Source organism: Methylobacterium sp. A49B (assembly GCF_053346215.1).
In genome coordinates this window covers 105,869-122,734 of record NZ_JBKFBO010000100.1, presented here as the reverse complement: position 1 = coordinate 122,734, position 16,866 = coordinate 105,869, and the positions used below count along the sequence as shown (strand labels likewise).

The window sequence follows — 16,866 nt, the reverse complement described above, 5'->3', positions numbered from 1 at the left end:
GCCGAGCGCGCGGCGCGGCACGGGCCGCCTCGAACGCGTGACGCGTGCCCGGCCCCGGCCCCCGGAACGCGGAGCCCGGTAGCCGACCGCGGCGCGCGGGCCGCGGCGCACCGCCGGGGCGCTCATGTGCGGGGTCGCGCGCCGGCTCGGGGCGGGTCGGTCAAGGGCCGTCGGGCCGACGCGCCCGCGCCGGACCGGCGATCGCATGACGGATCGGGGACCCCGCACGAGACGGCGCGACGCGGCGCCACCCTCCGCACCGGCGGCACCGCTTGTGGCGCCGGCCGCTTCGGTCTAACCGTCCTCCCCGGGCGGGCGCCCGCCACGCCGCTCGCCAACCCCCGAAAACCCGGCCGGACGAGAGCCGACGAGAGCCATGGTCGCCCATACCCGCGCCGATTCGGCGCCGAAGCCCACCGATCCGGCGCTCGCCGGCGCCCGCATCCTCGTCGTCGAGGCGCGCTACTACGACGTGATCGCCGACGAGCTCCTCGCCGGCGCGCTCGCGGCGATCGAGGCCGCCGACGCGCAGGCCACCGTGATCACGGTGCCGGGCGCCCTCGAGATCCCCGCCGCGGTGGCGATCCTGCTCGATGCGGGCTGCTACGACGCCGTGGTGGCGCTCGGCTGCGTGATCCGCGGCGAGACCGGCCATTACGACATCGTGGCCGGCGAGAGCGCCCGCGCGCTCATGGATCTCTCGGTCCAGCGGCGCGTGCCCCTGGGGAACGGCATCCTCACCGTGGAGACCGAGGCGCAGGCGCTGGCCCGCGCCCGGGTCGCCGAGATGAACAAGGGCGGCGGCGCGGCCGAGGCGGCGCTCGGGGTGCTCGCCCTCAAGCGCGCGGCCGAGGCGGCGCGTACGCGATGACGGGAACCGACATGACCGGGACCACCGACGCCGGGCCGGAGGGCGCCCCCAGGGCCGCCGACACGGCCAAGATCAGCCCGCGCAGCGGCGCCCGCCTCGCCGTCGTGCAGGCGCTCTACGAGATGGACATCTCCGGCAAGGGCGTCCTCGACGCGCTCGCCGAGTTCGAGGCGTTCTGGATCGGCCAGGAGGTCGACGGGATCGCCCATCCGAAGGCCGAGACCGCCTTCTTCCGCGACCTCCTGCGCGGCACCGTCGAGGAGCAGCGGGCGATCGACCCGAAGCTCGATCAGGCGCTGGCCCAGGGCTGGCCGCTCCGCCGCATCGAGATCGTGCTCCGGGCGATCCTGCGGGCGGGCGCCTACGAGCTGATGTTCCGGCCCGACGTGCCGGTGGGGGCGGCGATCTCCGCCTATGTCGACGTGGCGCACAGCTTCTACACCGCCGACGAGCCGGGCCTCGTGAACGCGGTGCTCGACCGGCTCGCCCGGGACGTCCGGCCGGGCGAGGTCGCGGCCCCGAAGGGGTCGGGCAAGCCGGGAGCGGGCAAGCCTGGAGCGGGCAAGCCGGGCTCCGCCAAGCCGCTCCCCGGGAAGCCGCCGGCCCAGAAGGGCTGACCGGTGGCCGGGCCGGCCCGCGTCTCCGAGGAGGGGCTGATCGCCCGCTACTTCGCCCCCCTGGCGGGGCCGGGCGCGGACGGGCTCCGGGACGACGCCGCCATCCTGACGCCGGCCCCCGGCCACGACCTCGTCCTCACCGCGGACGCCGTGGTGGCGGGGATCCACTACTTCCCGGACGATCCGCCGGCCTCGATCGCCCGCAAGGCCCTCGGGGTGAACCTCTCCGACATCGCCGCCAAAGGCGCGGTCCCGCGCGGCTTCCTGCTGACCCTGGCGCTGCCCGGCGACTGGACCGAGGACTGGCTGGCGGCCTTCGCGGCGGGGCTGGGGGAAGCGGCCGTCGAGGCCGATTGCCCCCTGCTCGGCGGCGACACGGTCCGCTCCGGCGGGCCGGCCCTGATCGGCGTGAGCATGATGGGCGAAGTGCCGTCTGGCGCGATCGTCCGGCGCGGCACGGCCCGGCTCGGAGATCGGATCTGCGTCACCGGCACGATCGGCGACGCGGCCCTCGGCCTGCGGATGCGCCTCGAGCCGGCCGCCCCCTGGGTGGCCGCCCTCGATCCGGCGCAGCGGGCCGCGCTGGCCGACCGCTACCTGCATCCCCGGCCACGCCTCGCCGCGGCCCGAGCGGTCCGCCACCACGCCACCGCCGCCATGGACGTGTCGGACGGGCTCGCGGGTGACCTCGCCAAGATGCTGGGCTCGGGCCGCAGCGCCCGCATCGACGTGGCGGCGGTGCCGCTCTCGGAGGCGGCCCGCCTCGCCTGCGCGGCCGCGCCCGGCCTGATCGAGGCGGTCCTCACCGGCGGTGACGATTACGAGATCCTCTGCACGGTGGCACCGGGGACGCTCGAAGCCTTCCAGGCCGAGGCGGCGGCGGCCGGGATCCCCATCGCCGCCATCGGCACCGTGACGGCGGGCGACGGGCCGCCCGAATTCGCCATGGACGACGGGACCGCGCGCGTATTCGCCGCCGGGGCGTTCAGCCACTTCTGACGCATTGTCCGGTCGAACGCTCCGGTCGGTAACGCTCGGTCGGCGCGGCCCGCTTGGTCGTCGCTTCGCCGCGCTCGCACGGACCGAGGCACCGACGTGATCCAATCCACCTCCGCATCCTGAGATGCCCGCGTCAGCGGGCCTCGAAGGTGGGCGCTCGGAATTGCCGCGACCTCTGGAGGGCTCCGTCGAGGCCCGCACTCCGCTCCGGTACGCCAGGATGAAGGGATCGAGGGGCGGTCCGATCCGCGGCTTCCCGCTCCCGTCGCGCGTCCCTTGCTCGATCGGTCCGCCGCCGTCACGCGCGAAAACAGCACAATAGTTCCCTGTATCGGCGGGCTCCGTCGTCGTGCAGTGCAGCATTCGCGCGCTGCGCCGCAGAAAAACGCGAAGACGCCGTTTGCGCTCTGCGGCGAAGTTTGGCAATCAAGGCCTTGTTCTGGGAAGGAAAGCCCCGAATCCGAGCGCCACGTCCCGTGGCCGTCCTCCGGCGGCCAAGCTCGACAAACACAAGCCCACGCCAGGCACGATAATAACAAGGACGGTCGAATGATTCCCTTGGTTCTGATCATCGTGGGCGGGCTCTGCGCCGTCGCCTACGGCATTGTCACGATCCTCGACGTGCTGCGGCGCGACGCCGGCACCCAACGCATGCAGGAGATCGCCGCCGCCATCGCGGAGGGCGCCCAGGCCTATCTCCGGCGGCAGTACACGACCATCGGCCTCGTCGGCGTGGTCCTGTTCGTGCTGCTCGCCGTCTTCCTCGGACTCAAGGTCGCCATCGGCTTCCTGATCGGCGCCGTGCTCTCGGGCGCGGCGGGCTTCATCGGCATGAACGTCTCGGTCCGGGCCAACGTGCGCACCGCGCAGGCCGCCTCGACGTCGCTCGGCGGCGGCCTCGACGTGGCCTTCAAGTCCGGCGCGGTGACCGGCATGCTCGTGGCGGGCCTCGCGCTCCTCGGCGTGGCGCTCTACTACCTGTACCTCACCCGCGGCGCGCATCTCGAGCCGTCGAGCCGCGAGGTGATCGACGCGCTGGTGGCGCTCGGCTTCGGCGCGTCGCTGATCTCGATCTTCGCCCGCCTGGGCGGCGGCATCTTCACCAAGGGGGCCGACGTCGGCGGCGACCTCGTCGGCAAGGTCGAGGCCGGCATCCCGGAGGACGATCCGCGCAACCCCGCCACCATCGCCGACAACGTCGGCGACAACGTCGGCGACTGCGCCGGCATGGCGGCCGACCTGTTCGAGACCTACGCGGTCACCATCGTCGCCACCATGGTGCTGGCCGCGATCTTCTTCTCCGGCCCCACCGGCAGCGGCCGGGACGCGCTGGAGCCGATGATGCTCTATCCTCTCGCCATCGGCGCGGCCTGCATCGTCACGTCGATCGCCGGCACCTACGCGGTGCGGCTCGGAGCCAACCAGTCGATCATGGGGGCGCTCTACAAGGGCCTGATCGCCGCCGGCGTTCTCTCGGTCGCGGCGATTGCCGCCGTCAACATGACGCTGCTCGGCGGTTTCGCGACCACCTTCACCACCTCCACCGGCGTCACCTTCACGTCGGCCGGCCTGTTCGGCTGCGCGGTGATCGGGCTCGCCATCACGGCACTGATCGTGGTGATCACCGAGTACTACACCGGCACGAACTTCCGGCCCGTGAAGTCGATCGCTGATTCATCGGTCACCGGACACGGCACCAACGTGATCCAGGGGCTGGCGATCTCGCTGGAATCGACGGCGCTCCCGGCGATCGTGATCGTGGCCGGCATCATCAGCACCTACGCGCTCGCCGGCCTGTTCGGCATCGCCATCGCGGTCACCGCCATGCTGGCGCTGGCCGGCTTCATCGTGGCCCTCGACGCCTTCGGGCCGGTCACCGACAATGCCGGCGGCATCGCCGAGATGGCCGGGCTGCCCCCGGACGTGCGAAAGTCGACCGACGCCCTCGACGCGGTCGGCAACACCACCAAGGCGGTCACCAAGGGCTACGCGATCGGCTCCGCCGGCCTCGGCGCGCTGGTGCTGTTCGCCGCCTACACGTCGGACCTGAACTACTTCATCGCCAATGCGAGCCCGACGCAGTACCGCTTCTTCCAGGGCGTCAGCGTCGATTTCTCGCTGTCGAACCCCTACGTGGTGGTCGGGCTGCTGCTCGGCGGCCTGATCCCGTTCCTGTTCGCCGGCATCGCGATGACGGCGGTGGGGCGCGCGGCGGGCGCGGTGGTGGAGGAGGTCCGGCGGCAGTTCCGGGCCAAGCCCGGGATCATGCAGGGCACGGACCGGCCCGATTACGGCCGGGCGGTGGACATGCTGACCCGGGCGGCGATCAAGGAGATGATCGTCCCCTCGCTGCTGCCGGTGCTGTCGCCGGTGGTGCTGTTCTTCGTGATCCAGCTCATCGCGGGCAAGAGCCAGGCCTTCGCCACGGTGGGCGCGAGCCTGCTCGGCGTGATCCTCACCGGCCTCTACGTGGCGATCTCGATGACCTCGGGCGGCGGCGCCTGGGACAACGCCAAGAAGTACATCGAGGACGGCCATCACGGCGGCAAGGGCTCGGAGGCCCACAAGGCGGCGGTGACCGGCGACACGGTCGGCGACCCCTACAAGGACACCGCGGGCCCGGCGGTGAACCCGGCGATCAAGATCACCAACATCATCGCCCTGCTGCTGCTGGCGGTGCTGGCGCACAGCTGAGGGCTGCCAAGTCCCTGACGCAAAAGGGAGGGCCGGGCTCCGCGCGAGCCCGGCCCTTCGCGTTTTGGCGCGCCTCCCGCGATGTGCGCCTCCGCACGGCGCCGTCGTGCCCGCTGCGCTGCACCTTGGCATCGCCGCGCCGCAGCGCCACCTCGGCCGCGGATTAAACCGGATGCGGCGCGGCCGCACCAGCACGAGGTACCCTATGCCGTCCCTGCTCGACCCGATCCGAATCGGCGCCATCGAGGCGAAGAACCGGATCTTCATGGCCCCCCTCACCCGCGGCCGCGGCACCCGCGAGCACGTGCCCACTCCGATCATGGCCGAGTACTACGCCCAGCGTGCCGGCGCCGGCCTCATCCTCACCGAGGCCACCGGCATCTCCCAGGAGGGCCTCGGCTGGCCCTACGCGCCGGGCATCTGGTCCGACGCCCAGGTCGACGCGTGGCGGCCGATCGTGAAGGCGGTCCACGACAGGGGCGGCAAGATCGTCTGCCAGATCTGGCACATGGGCCGGCTGGTCCACCCGGATTTCCTCGGCGGCGCCAAGCCCGTCTCGTCCTCCGCCACCACGGCGCCCGATCAGGCTCACACCTATGCCGGCAAGAAGCCCTACGCGGAGGCCCGCGCCCTGGAGGTCGCCGAGATCCCGCGGCTGCTCGCCGACTACGAGCACGCCACCGCCAACGCCCTGGCGGCCGGCTTCGACGGGGTGCAGATCCACGCGGCTAACGGCTACCTGATCGACGAGTTCCTGCGTGACGGCACCAATCACCGCACCGACCGGTATGGCGGCGCCATCGAGAACCGTGTGCGGCTCCTGCGGGAGGTGACCGAGGCGGTGGCGAAGGTCGCCGGGCCCGAGCGCACCGGCGTGCGCCTCTCGCCCAACGGCGCGATCCAGGGCTGCAACGACTCGAACCCCGAGCCCTTGTTCGTGGCCGCCGCCCAGGCGCTCGCCGATGTCGGCATCGCCTTCCTGGAGATGCGCGAGCCGGGCCCCGACGGCACCTTCGGCAAGGCCGACCACCCGCCGATCGCCCCGGCGATGCGGCGCGTGTTCCGCAACCCGATGATCCTCAACGCCGACTACGACGGGACCAGCGGCCAGAAGGTCCTGGATGCCGGCGAGGCCGACGCGATCGCGTTCGGCCGGACCTTCATCGCCAACCCCGACCTCGTCGCGCGCATCGCCAAGGGCGCGCCCCTCAACAAGGACAATGCGGCCACGTGGTACAGCCAGGGACCGGAGGGCTACATCGACTATCCGACCCTCGCGGATGAGCCCCGCGCCGCGTAAGGCGGCGCTCCGGCGGCCGCCGCGTGTGGAAAGCGCGGCGGCACCTAGGCAGGGGAGTGCAAGGCACCTATGTGATTGCCGGACCATGAAAGTGCCGGCACCACACGCGCTCGCGGCTCCTGAACCGACCGTAGGGCCCTGGAGCACCGCGGACCGGATCGCGGAACTGCATGATCTCGCGATCCTCGATACGGAGCCGGAGCCGCTCTACGACGATCTCGTCCGGGTCGCCGCCCATGTCTGCCGCGCCCCCGTGGCCCTCGTCAGCCTCGTGGATGCCGAGCGGCAATGGTTCAAGTCGGAGGTAGGCCTCGGCAAGCGCGAACTGCCGATCAACTGCTCCGTCTGCGCCCACACGATCGAGGCGGGCGAGCTGCTGATCATCCCCGACCTGGCCGCCGATGCGCGGACGGTGGAGAACCCGCTGGTGACCGGGGCGCCGGCCTTCCGCTTCTATGCCGGCGCGGTGATCCGCGGGGCCCAGGGCATCCCCCTCGGCGCCCTCTGCGTGCTCGACCGGGTCCCGCGGTCGGGCGGTCTCGACTCGGAACAGACCGCCACGCTCACGGCCCTGGCGCGCCAGATCTCGAGCCTGCTGGACCACCGTCGGACGCTCGCGCAGGTGGCGGCCCGCGAGGCGGAGCTCGCCGCCAGCGAGCGCCGTTTCCGCGTGATGACGGCGGCGATGCCCCAGATGGTCTGGACCACGCAGCCCGACGGGTTCCACGACTACTACAACGACCGCTGGTACGAGTTCACCGGCGTGCCTTACGGCACCACCGACGGCGAAGGCTGGAACGACGTGTTCCACCCGGAGGATCAGGACCGGGCCTGGGCCCGGTGGCGCCATTCGCTCGCCACCGGAGAGCCTTACGAGATCGAGTACCGCCTGCGCCACCACAGCGGCGCCTACCGGTGGACGCTCGGCCGCGCCATGCCGATCCGGGACGCGGAGGGGCGGATCGAGCGCTGGTTCGGCACCTGCACCGACATCGACGACCTGAAGCGGACCGAGGCCGAGGCCCGCAAGCTCGCCGCCATCGTCGAGGCCTCGAAGGACTTCATCGGCCTCTCGACGCAGGACGGCGAGATCACCCATCTCAACGAGGCGGCGCTGGCGCTGGTCGGCCTGCCCGATCTCGCCGCCGCGCGCCGCCATCGGATCCCCGATTTCTTCACGCAGGAGAGCCGCCGGATCCTGGCCGAGATCGTGATGCCGGCGGTGGGCCGGGACGGCCACTGGGAGGGCGAGCTGGCCTTCCGGCATTTCCGCACGGGCGAGCCGGTGGCGGTCCTCTACAACATCTTCCAGGTGCGCGACCCCACCGGCGCCGAGATCGGCCACGCCACCGTCACCCGCGACCTGCGCGAGGCCAAGCGCGCCGAGGAGGCCCGCGACCTGCTGATCCGCGAGCTGTCGCACCGGATCAAGAACATCTTCGCGGTGGTCGGCGGCCTCGCGGCGCTCACCGCGCGCAGCGACCCGGCCGCCAAGCCCTTCGCCACGGCCTTCCGCGAGCGGCTCGGGGCGCTGGCCCAGGCCCACGAATATGTCCGCCCGCACTCGCCCGAGAGCGCCCCCGCGGTGGCGGGCCAGACGGTGTTCGGGCTCATGCGCCTGATCATGGCGGCCTACGCCGAGGATGGCCGCGCCCGGGTCGCGATCTCGGGCGACGACGCCGAGATCGGCGAGCGCACCGCGACGGCGCTGGCGCTGATCATGCACGAGCAGGCCACCAATGCCATGAAGTACGGCGGCCTCTCCACCAAGGAGGGCGGCGTCACGCTGAGCGGCAGCCGGGAGGCGGACCGCTACACCCTGACGTGGCAGGAGGCCGGCGGACCCCCGGTCACCGGCGCACCTTCCCGGAAGGGGTTTGGGACGGTGCTCGCCGAGCGCAGCGTCGCCGGACAGCTCGACGGAGAGCTGGAGCGCGACTGGGCGCCGGGCGGCCTGCTGATGCGGCTCAGCGTGCCGCTCGAGAATCTCCGGGCCTGACGTGGCCCTCCGGACGGGAGCGGCCGCGCCCGGACTCGTCGTCCTCGACTTCGACGGGACGCTCGCCGACAGCTTCGACTGGTTCTGCTCGGTCCTGAACGGGGTCGCCGACCGCTACCGGTTCCGGCGCGTCGAGGCCCACGAGGTCGACGGATTGCGGCTGCAGGGCGCCCGGGCGATCGTGGCCCATCTCGGCATCCCCCGCTGGAAGCTGCCGCTGATCGCCCGCCACATGCACGCGCTGGCTGCCCGGGACGCCGCGCGGATCGCCCTCTTTCCCGGCGTGACGGACATGCTGGCCGGCATCGCGGCGGCCGGCGTGCCTCTGGCGATCCTGTCGTCGAATCGCGCCGACACGGTCCGCCGGGTGCTCGGGCCCGACAACGCGGCGCGCATCGGCACCTATGCCTGCGGGGCTTCGATCTTCGGGAAGGCGCGCCGCCTGCGGACGCTGCTGGCGCGGTCCGGGGTCGCGCCGGCCCGGGCGCTGTGCATCGGCGACGAGATCCGCGACCTGGAGGCGGCGCGCGCCCTCGGCTGCCCGTTCGGCGCGGTGACCTGGGGCTTCACCGATCCGCGGGCGCTCGCCGCGCAGGCGCCCGACTATCTGTTCTCCGAACCCGCCGAGGTCGCCCGAGAGGTCGCCCGCTCGGCCGCCGGCACCTCAGATCACTGGCCGCGGTTGGCGCCCGGCACCACGCTGGTGCCCCTGCCGCTGCCGAACGGCTCGTAGCGGGTCAGGCCGCGGAACAGCTGGCTGAGGAAGGCGCGGTCGGCGCCGCTCGTCGGCGTGGTGCGCTCGATGAAGTCGAAGATCCGGCCGTCCTGGAGGCCGTAGAGGGCCACGCGCTCGACCTTGAAGCCGGGGGTGAAGTAGATCGCCGTGACCTTCTGATCCTCGACCTGCTCACCCAGGAACATGATCGTCCGGCGGGTGTTCTGCGAGATGTAGTACCAGGACTTGTTGCCCACCGTGGACACCGTCGACGGCGTGCCGAGGATCTGCAGAACCTGTTCGGGGCTCATGCCGGGCTTGATTGTGGCGAGGGCCGCCTGATCGACCTGATAGCCGTGGCGCAGTTCCTCGCCGATGCAGCCGGACAGGCCGGCTCCCGCGAGGCCGACCAAGGCAAGGCGCGCGAAGGACTGGACGAGACGGCGCCGCATCGGGCCCCCAGAGAGCGTGTTGACGGACGGGGCGCAACCGCTGCCGCCGGCACGGGACTCCGACGACGCTTGCGCCCTGGGCGTGGGTTGCCGTACCGCGGGGTTATGGCTTTGACAAGGCAAGCTTGGCCACAGATGGCCATCATCCGCACAGGGGCGGACGCGGTGCGACCGGCCCTCCCGGTCCCGGCGGGGCGCCCATGATCGCCGGCCTGTTCCGGCGCGCGAACGCGCGTCGCCGCGCCATCGAGGACCTGCACGTGGCGCTCAGCCTGGCCGCGCGCCGGCCGGGTCTCTACACGCGGCTCGGCATACCCGACACCGTGGAGGGCCGGTTCGAATCCCTGTGCCTGCACGCCATCCTGGTCCTGCGCCGGCTGAACCGGCTGCCGGCCCCGGCCGCCGAGGTCGCGCAGGATCTTGTGAACTCCGTGTTCGCGCAGCTCGACGCGTCCCTGCGCGAGCTGGGCGTCGGCGACATGGGCGTGTCCAAGCGGATGAAGAAGCTCGGTGCCGCCTTCTACGGTCGCGCCGAGGGCTACGACGCGGCGCTCAACGCGGGCGACACGGCTTCCCTGCGCACGGCCCTCGTGCGGAACGTGCTGGGCGGCGAAGGGGACGGGACCGGCCTCGCGGCCTACGTGCAGGCCGCCGACGCGGCGCTGGCCGGGGCCGACCTCGACGGGCTGCTCGGGGCCGGGCCGCCCTTCCCGGAGCCGGACGGCTTCGCGCCCGCATCGGCCGAGGCCGGAGACACTGCAGGAGGCACCGCATGAGTCAGGTCGACTTCCCGCTCGCGCGCTGGGTGAACGTCGAGCGCCTGCCCCAGGGCCGCGGCGCCGTCACCGTGGAGGCGAGCCCGGCCGAGTGCGCGGCGCTCGCGGCCGATTTCGGCATCCCGGGCATCCGCGATCTGGTCGGACGCTTCGCCATCGAGGGGCCGACCAGCCGGCTCACGGTCACCGGCTCCGTGGAGGCCCTGGTCACGCAGGTCTGCACCGTGAGCCTCGAACCCTTCGAGGCACCGGTCCGGGAACCTGTCGAGGTGGTCTTCACCGATACCGACCAGCTCGCCGGCACCGATGCCGAAGACGCCGACATCCCCGATCCCCTGGTCGGCGGACGCATCGATTTCGGCGCGCTGACCGCCGAGTTCCTGGCGCTCGGCCTCGATCCCTATCCCCGCAAGCCCGGCATCACCTTCGAGCCGGTCGTGGCCGGCGACGATGCGGGGCCGTTCGACGCCCTGCGCCGGATCCGGGACGGGAAGGCGTAGGGTCGGCTCCTGCCGCGGTGCGCGCGGATCGGCGGGCGCCGGCGCGGTCCCGGATTTCTGCCGCGCAGCGGACGGTGATCCGGGGGAACACATCGCGTGTCGCGGCGACGGGGCGGTGCGTCACCGGCGCTCCGCGGCTCGCCCGGTCGGGGCCTGCGTCCGGTGCGCCCGTCCGCGACCGTGGCGGTCGCTCACGGACCGGCCGCGAATCCGTAGAGCCGCCGGGGATTGTCGACGAAGACCATCCGGCGCCGGTCCGCGTCTGGCACCCAGTCGGCCATCAGGTCGAGGAGCGTCGAGGTCCGGGGCGGCCCGTCCCAGGCGGCGACGTGCGGCCAGTCCGACCCCCAGAGGCAGCGCTCGGGGGCGGCGTCGTTGAGCGCGCAGGCGAAGGGGATCGTGTCGGCATAGGGCGGCCCCTCCACGGAATCCCGGAAGGCGCCGGACAGCTTGACCCAGTTCCCGTCGGCCACGAGGCCGAGGAGTGCCTGGAAGCCCGGATGGTCCAGCCCGGCGGAGGTCGGCATGTGGCCCATATGGTCGAAGACCAGCGGTACCGGCAGCCGCGCGAGGCGGCCGGCGATCGGCGGCAGGTCCCGGGCGTCGAGCAGGAACTGGAGGTGCCAGCCCATCTCGCGGGCGAGCGCCCCGTAGGATTCGACGGCATCGAGCCCGACTCCGCCGCCGAACAGGACGTTGAGGCGCAGGCCCACCACCCCGGCCTCCTTCAGGGCGGCGAGTTCCGCGTCCGGGAGGCCGAGGGGAATCACCGCGATGCCGCGCAGGCGCTGCCGGTTGGCGCGCAGCGTCTCCACCATCAGCCGGTTGTCGGTGCCGTGGACGCTGACCTGGACCAGCACCCCGTTGGCCATGCCGGTCCCGTCGAGCATCGCGAGGTATCGGTCCGCCGGGGCCGCCGGAGGCGTGTAGCTCCGGTCCGGGACCAAGGGATAATCCGGCGGCAGTCCGATGACGTGGGCATGGGTGTCCACGGCGCCCCCCGGCACGGCGTAGCGGGTCGGGCCGCCCGGATGGGGGTCCGGGGCGGGGCAGTCTCGGATCTCGGGCATGATCAGCTATCCGCGTGCAGGACCTTGCCGCGGGTCTCGGGCAGCGCGAAGGCCGCCAGGAAGAAGATCCCGTAGGCGACGGCGGCGAAGATCGCGATGGCGGAGGCGAGGCCGGCGCGCTCCGCGAGGTAGCCGACGAGCGCCGGGAACAGGGCGCCGATGCCGCGTCCGAAATTGTAGCAGAACCCCTGCCCCGAGCCGCGCAGGCGCGTCGGGTACAGCTCGGTCAGGAAGGCGCCCATGCCGGAGAAGTAGCCGGAGGCGAAGAACCCCAGCGGGAAGCCCAGCACCCAGAGCACGCCATTCGAGAGCGGGATCTGCGTGTAGGCGACGATCACCGCGATGGCGCCGAGCGAGAAGATCAGGAACAGCGGACGGCGCCCGAGCCGGTCGGCGAGCCACGCCCCCACGAGGTAGCCGGTGAACGAGCCGATGATCAGCGCCGCGAGGTAGCCGGTGGAGGAGACGATCGACAGGTGGCGCTCGGTGGTGAGGAAACGCGGCACCCAGGTGGTGATCGCGTAGTAGCCGCCCTGGCACCCCGCCGCCGCCAGGGAGGCGAGCAGCGTGGTCTTGAGGATCGGCCCGGAGAAGATCTGCCAGATCTGCGGCCGGTCGCCGGAGGCCGCGGCGCGGGCGCGGCTCTCGGCGGCGACCTGCGGCTCCTCGACGTAGCGGCGCAGGTAGAAGATCAGCAGGGCCGGGAGCGCGCCCACGGCGAACATCCAGCGCCACGCCGTCTCGGGCGGCAGAATCGAGAACAGCACCGCCTGCGACAGGACTGCGAGCCCCCATCCGATCGCCCAGCCGGACTGCACGGAGCCGACGGCGCGGCCGCGATACTCGGCTCGGATGGTCTCGCCGATCAGCACGGCACCGGCCGCCCACTCGCCGCCGAAGCCGAGGCCGAGGATCGCCCGGGCGATCAGGAGCTGCTCGAAGTTCTGCACGAAGGCGCAGAGCAGGGAGAAGAGCGAGAACCACAGGATCGTGATCTGGAGGGTCAGCACCCGGCCGATCCGGTCGGCGATGAAGCCCGCGAGCCAGCCGCCGATCGCCGAGGCCAGCAGCGTCACGGTGGCGGCGAGCCCGGCCGTGCCGGAATCCACGTGCCACAGGGCCATGATCGTCCCGATCACCAGCGGGTAGATCATGAAGTCCATACCGTCGAGGCACCAGCCGGCCGCGCACGCCCAGAAGGTGTGCCGCTCCGATGGCGTCATCGATCGGTAGAAGGCGGTGAGGCTGGCATCGCGGATCTCGACCGCATCCACCCCGGAAGGCCCCTGCCCGGTTGCCGTGCTCATGACCGTCTCCCGCCGTTCGATACCAGTATCGGCGTCCTAGTCTGAGCTGTCCAACGCCGGGAAGGCGGCAGGCAAGGAAAAGGCCGCCCGGAGGCGGCCTCTCCCGTTCTTTCTCGCTGTCGGTCTTGCTGCCGGGCGCGGCTCAGTAGCAGCGCTCGACCAGGACCCGGCGGTATCCGTACGGCGTCCAGCGCACCCGCGGGACCGTGTAGCAGCCGCCGCCGTAGCCGTAGTCGCCGCCGTAATAGCCGACCGGGGCGTAGCCGCCCCCATACCCGTAGCCGTAGCCCGGGTAGCCGTAGCCGCCGTAGCCGCCGTAGAGGCCGCCGGCCGCGAGGCCCAGCCCGACGCCGAGACCCAGGCCGCCGAGGCCGTAGCCGTAGCCCCGGCCACCGTAGAAGCCCCGGCCGCCGTAGAAGCCCCGGCCGCCGTAGAACCCACCACCACGGAAGCCGGCGCCGCGGAAGCCGCCGCCGAATCCGCCGCCTCGGAAGCCGCCGAAGCCGCCGCCGTGGAAGCCACCACCATGGAAACCGCCGCCGCCGAAGCCGCGCGCGTCGGCGCTGGCCGGCGCCAGCGCCAGGGCACCTGCAGCCAGCAGGGCCGAGCCGAGCACTGCACCCTTCATCACGTCATCTCCGTGGAATACCGCCCTCTGGCTGTACAAACGTTCGAGCAGCCAAAACGGTCCAGTCTTGCTCCGCGGCGCGCCGCCGCTGGCGTGTGCGCAAGCTCCAGGCCGGCTTCGGACACGAAAATCGCCGCTTTCCCGGGCGAGACGCGCCGCCCACACCTCTCGGCGCCGCTGTCCGGCGCCTTCGAGCGGCACGGAACGAGTGATGACGATGCGTCCGGCTCACGCCCTGTTGATCGCGCTGCTCGCGCTGCCCCTGCCCGGCCGCGCCGAAGCAACCCCGGCCCCCCCGACCGCGCCCGAGACCTGCCGGGCCGTCCAGGCCCAGGGCGAGACGTTCACGGTCTGCGCGATCGACCTGCGGCGGCAACGGCTGCGCCTGTTCTGGCTCCAGGGCGACGGCCGGCCCTATGGGTCCCTCGGCACTCTGGCCGAGAAGCAGGGTGGCCGCCTGAGTTTCGCGATGAATGCCGGCATGTACGACAAGGATCAGGCGCCGGTGGGCCTCTACGTCGAGGACGGCCGCGAGATGCGGCACGTCTCCACGACGGACGGCCCGGGGAATTTCCATCTCAAGCCCAACGGCGTGTTCTGGGTGAAGGGCGACAAGGCCGGGGTGCTCGACACGACCCGCTACCTGCGCACGAAGGTCCGGCCGGACTACGCCACGCAGTCCGGCCCGATGCTGGTGATCGACGGCCAGATTCACCCGAAGATCTCGGCCGACGGGCCGAGCCAGAAGGTCCGCAACGGCGTCGGCGTGACGGCGGACGGGCACGTGGCGGTGTTCGCGATCTCCGAGCGGCCGGTGACGTTCGGGGCCTTCGCGCGGCTGTTCAAGGACGACCTCGGCTGCCGCAACGCCCTGTTCCTCGACGGCTCGGTGTCGAGCCTCTACGCGCCGGGGATCGGGCGCTCGGACATCAGCCGGCCGCTGGGACCGCTCATCGGGGCGATGGCCCGGTGAGGCATCGCCTCACCGCTGCCCGAACGCCGTGTCCTTGAACAGGTCCTTGTACTCCCGCGGCTGCGAGCGCCAGTACTGCTTCGGCGCCCGCACCCGGGCGCCGAGTTCGGCCGCCGCGTGCCAGGGCCAGCGCGGATCGTACAGCATCGCCCGCGCCAGCGAGATCGCGTCCGCCTTGCCCTCCTGCAGGATCGTCTCGGCCTGCCGCGCCTCGGTGATCAGGCCGACCGCGATCGTGGTCAGGCCGGTCTCGGCCTTGATCCGCTCGGCGTAGGGCACCTGATAGCCTGGTCCGAGCTTGATCGCCTGCTTGGGTGAGACGCCGCCCGTGGAGACGTGGATCGCCGGCGAGCCCGCGCGCTTCAAGGCCTTGGCCAGCTCGACCGTCTCGTCCAGGTCCCACCCGTCCTCGACCCAGTCGGTGGCCGAGACGCGCAGCCAGACGGGGCTGCCCGCGGGGACGACGTCGCGCACCGCGTCGTAGACCTCCAGCGGGAAGCGCATGCGGTTCTCGAGGCTGCCGCCGTACTGGTCCGTGCGCTTGTTGGCGATCGGCGACAGGAACTGGTGCAGCAGGTAGCCGTGGGCGCCGTGCAGTTCCACCGCCTCGATGCCCAGCCGCACGGCGCGCTTGGCCGTGGCGACAAACTGGTCGCGGACGCGCTTCAGGTCGGCGGCGTCGAGGGCGTGGGGCGGGACCTCCCCCTCCCCGTGGGGCACGGCCGAGGGCGCCTCGGTGCGCCAGCCGTAGGCGTGCTCCGGCGGGATCTGCTGGCCGCCGGCCCAGGGCGCGTCGCTCGAGGCCTTGCGGCCGGCATGGGCGATCTGGATGCAGACCGGCACCGGCGCGTACTCGCGCACCGCGTCGAGCACGCGGGCCAACGCCCGCTCGCAGCCGTCGTTGTAGAGCCCGAGGTCCCAGGCGGTGATCCGCGCCTCGGGAGAGGCCGCGGTGGCCTCCAGGGTGAGCAGGCCGGCCCCCGACATGGCGAGCTGGCCGAGGTGCATCATGTGCCAGTCGGTGGCCTCGCCGTCCCGGGCCGAATACTGGCACATCGGCGCGATCAGAATGCGGTTCTCCAGAGTGAGCCCATCGAGCGTCATTGGCTCGAACAGGCGTGCGGTATTCGGCGATGTCATGGACGGCTCCGGCATGCTGCCGCCACTCTGGCGCAGGATCGCCCGGCCCGCCAGCCTGCCCGGCCGTGACGTGCGGCAGGTCAGCCCTGCGATCGCGGCGCGGGAACTTGCGGTGGCAGCCGGCCGTTTTTCGCGCTGTCGCCGCATCGCGGCATCCGACGCGAACCACCTGAGGGGGTGAGATCGCCCGAGGTCCTGATGATGCTCACGAGACTGGCCGCCCCGTTCCTTCTCGCCGCCGGCTGTGCCGCTTTCGCGGCACCGTCCCACGCGCAGCCCGCCGCCTTTGGCGGGCCCAAGATGCTGATCCACGGCAATTACTGTGGGCCGGGCAACAACGCCCCACTGCCGCCGATCGACGCCCTCGACGCGGCCTGCGCCCGCCACGACGCCTGCACGCCGCAGGGCGGCCTGCCCTCCCAAGCCTGCAACCTGCGCCTGCAGCGGGAGGCCGAGCAGATCTCGCGCGACCCGCGCCAGCCCCGGAACGTCCGTTCGCTGGCCGGCCTCGTGGCCGCCACCGCGACCCTGATCCCCTCCGAGCCCGATGCGCAGAGCATGCCGGCTTCGGTGACGACGAACCCGGCGCCGGGAGGCTACGCACCGGCCCTCGACCGGTCGGCCCCCGCCGACATGGACGAGGATACCGACGAGCCGGATGCGGAGTGAGCAGGGCCTGACATCGTCCTGAGGTGCCGGAGCGCAGCGCAGGCCTCGAAGGAGCCCTCCTCCGAGGCCCGCTGATGCGGTCAGCTCAGGATGAGGCGTCAGGATGGGAATCACCGGAACGCCGTCCCGCGGGGTTTCGTCGTGCACCGCGCGGGC

Annotated in this window: 16 protein-coding genes; 11 read left to right on the top strand and 5 right to left on the bottom strand. The window is 72.3% G+C overall.

Going from position 1 to position 16,866, the window contains the following annotated elements:
- Nucleotides 1–376 precede the first annotated feature (376 nt).
- The 7 genes from ribH (at nt 377) to ACLBX9_RS17340 (ending at nt 9,213) form a co-directional block, all read left to right on the top strand.
- Entirely contained in the window at nt 377–871 is a 495-nt protein-coding gene (ribH, locus tag ACLBX9_RS17370) for a 6,7-dimethyl-8-ribityllumazine synthase (protein ID WP_447719828.1), read from the top strand.
- A gap of 11 nt (nt 872–882) precedes the next feature.
- Nucleotides 883–1,488 carry a transcription antitermination factor NusB gene (nusB, locus tag ACLBX9_RS17365; protein WP_447719827.1) on the top strand — a complete coding sequence of 202 codons (606 nt, stop codon included), beginning with the start codon at nt 883–885 and terminating at the stop codon, nt 1,486–1,488.
- A gap of 3 nt (nt 1,489–1,491) precedes the next feature.
- Nucleotides 1,492–2,487, top strand: coding sequence for a thiamine-phosphate kinase (gene thiL / locus ACLBX9_RS17360; RefSeq protein ID WP_447719826.1), 996 nt, complete (start codon nt 1,492–1,494; stop codon nt 2,485–2,487).
- A gap of 549 nt (nt 2,488–3,036) precedes the next feature.
- Nucleotides 3,037–5,181 carry a sodium-translocating pyrophosphatase gene (locus tag ACLBX9_RS17355; protein WP_010686284.1) on the top strand — a complete coding sequence of 715 codons (2,145 nt, stop codon included), beginning with the start codon at nt 3,037–3,039 and terminating at the stop codon, nt 5,179–5,181.
- Nucleotides 5,182–5,386: 205 nt separating this feature from the next.
- Entirely contained in the window at nt 5,387–6,481 is a 1,095-nt protein-coding gene (locus ACLBX9_RS17350) for an alkene reductase (protein ID WP_447719825.1), read from the top strand.
- An 85-nt stretch (nt 6,482–6,566) separates the two neighbouring features.
- Complete coding sequence (locus ACLBX9_RS17345; protein WP_447719824.1) at nt 6,567–8,480, top strand: PAS domain S-box protein; 1,914 nt, start codon at nt 6,567–6,569, stop codon at nt 8,478–8,480.
- A gap of 1 nt (nt 8,481) precedes the next feature.
- Entirely contained in the window at nt 8,482–9,213 is a 732-nt protein-coding gene (locus ACLBX9_RS17340; RefSeq protein ID WP_010686287.1) for an HAD hydrolase-like protein, read from the top strand.
- On the opposite strand, the gene ACLBX9_RS17335 is transcribed toward ACLBX9_RS17340, so the two are convergent.
- Complete coding sequence (locus ACLBX9_RS17335) at nt 9,150–9,647, bottom strand: outer membrane protein assembly factor BamE (protein WP_010686288.1); 498 nt, start codon at nt 9,645–9,647, stop codon at nt 9,150–9,152. The genes ACLBX9_RS17340 and ACLBX9_RS17335 overlap by 64 nt on opposite strands.
- 200 nt (nt 9,648–9,847) lie before the next feature.
- Here ACLBX9_RS17335 and ACLBX9_RS17330 point away from each other — a divergent pair, with 200 nt between their 5' ends.
- Both ACLBX9_RS17330 and ACLBX9_RS17325 read left to right on the top strand, forming a co-directional pair.
- Nucleotides 9,848–10,423, top strand: coding sequence for a ubiquinol-cytochrome C chaperone family protein (locus ACLBX9_RS17330; RefSeq protein WP_010686289.1), 576 nt, complete (start codon nt 9,848–9,850; stop codon nt 10,421–10,423).
- Nucleotides 10,420–10,923 carry a YceD family protein gene (locus tag ACLBX9_RS17325; protein WP_447719823.1) on the top strand — a complete coding sequence of 168 codons (504 nt, stop codon included), beginning with the start codon at nt 10,420–10,422 and terminating at the stop codon, nt 10,921–10,923. Before ACLBX9_RS17330 ends, ACLBX9_RS17325 begins: the two co-directional genes overlap by 4 nt.
- Before the next feature lie 191 nt (nt 10,924–11,114).
- Here the strand turns inward: ACLBX9_RS17325 and ACLBX9_RS17320 are convergent, their stop codons facing one another.
- From ACLBX9_RS17320 to ACLBX9_RS17310, 3 genes are all read right to left on the bottom strand, one after another.
- Nucleotides 11,115–11,993: an amidohydrolase family protein gene (locus ACLBX9_RS17320; protein ID WP_447719822.1), complete on the bottom strand. Its 879-nt coding sequence runs from the start codon at nt 11,991–11,993 to the stop codon at nt 11,115–11,117.
- Between the two features lie 2 nt (nt 11,994–11,995).
- Nucleotides 11,996–13,300 (bottom strand): MFS transporter, encoded by a 1,305-nt coding sequence (locus ACLBX9_RS17315; RefSeq protein WP_447719821.1) that lies wholly within the window; start codon nt 13,298–13,300, stop codon nt 11,996–11,998.
- A 142-nt stretch (nt 13,301–13,442) separates the two neighbouring features.
- Nucleotides 13,443–13,928 (bottom strand): hypothetical protein, encoded by a 486-nt coding sequence (locus ACLBX9_RS17310; RefSeq protein WP_447719896.1) that lies wholly within the window; start codon nt 13,926–13,928, stop codon nt 13,443–13,445.
- A 211-nt stretch (nt 13,929–14,139) separates the two neighbouring features.
- Between ACLBX9_RS17310 and ACLBX9_RS17305 the strand changes: the two genes are divergently transcribed.
- Nucleotides 14,140–14,901, top strand: a complete 762-nt coding sequence (locus ACLBX9_RS17305; RefSeq protein ID WP_447719820.1) for a phosphodiester glycosidase family protein — start codon at nt 14,140–14,142, stop codon at nt 14,899–14,901.
- A gap of 9 nt (nt 14,902–14,910) precedes the next feature.
- On the opposite strand, the gene ACLBX9_RS17300 is transcribed toward ACLBX9_RS17305, so the two are convergent.
- Nucleotides 14,911–16,041, bottom strand: a complete 1,131-nt coding sequence (locus tag ACLBX9_RS17300; protein WP_447719819.1) for an NADH:flavin oxidoreductase/NADH oxidase — start codon at nt 16,039–16,041, stop codon at nt 14,911–14,913.
- A gap of 198 nt (nt 16,042–16,239) precedes the next feature.
- Between ACLBX9_RS17300 and ACLBX9_RS17295 the strand changes: the two genes are divergently transcribed.
- Nucleotides 16,240–16,710 (top strand): hypothetical protein, encoded by a 471-nt coding sequence (locus tag ACLBX9_RS17295; RefSeq protein ID WP_051072284.1) that lies wholly within the window; start codon nt 16,240–16,242, stop codon nt 16,708–16,710.
- Nucleotides 16,711–16,866: the final 156 nt, after the last annotated feature.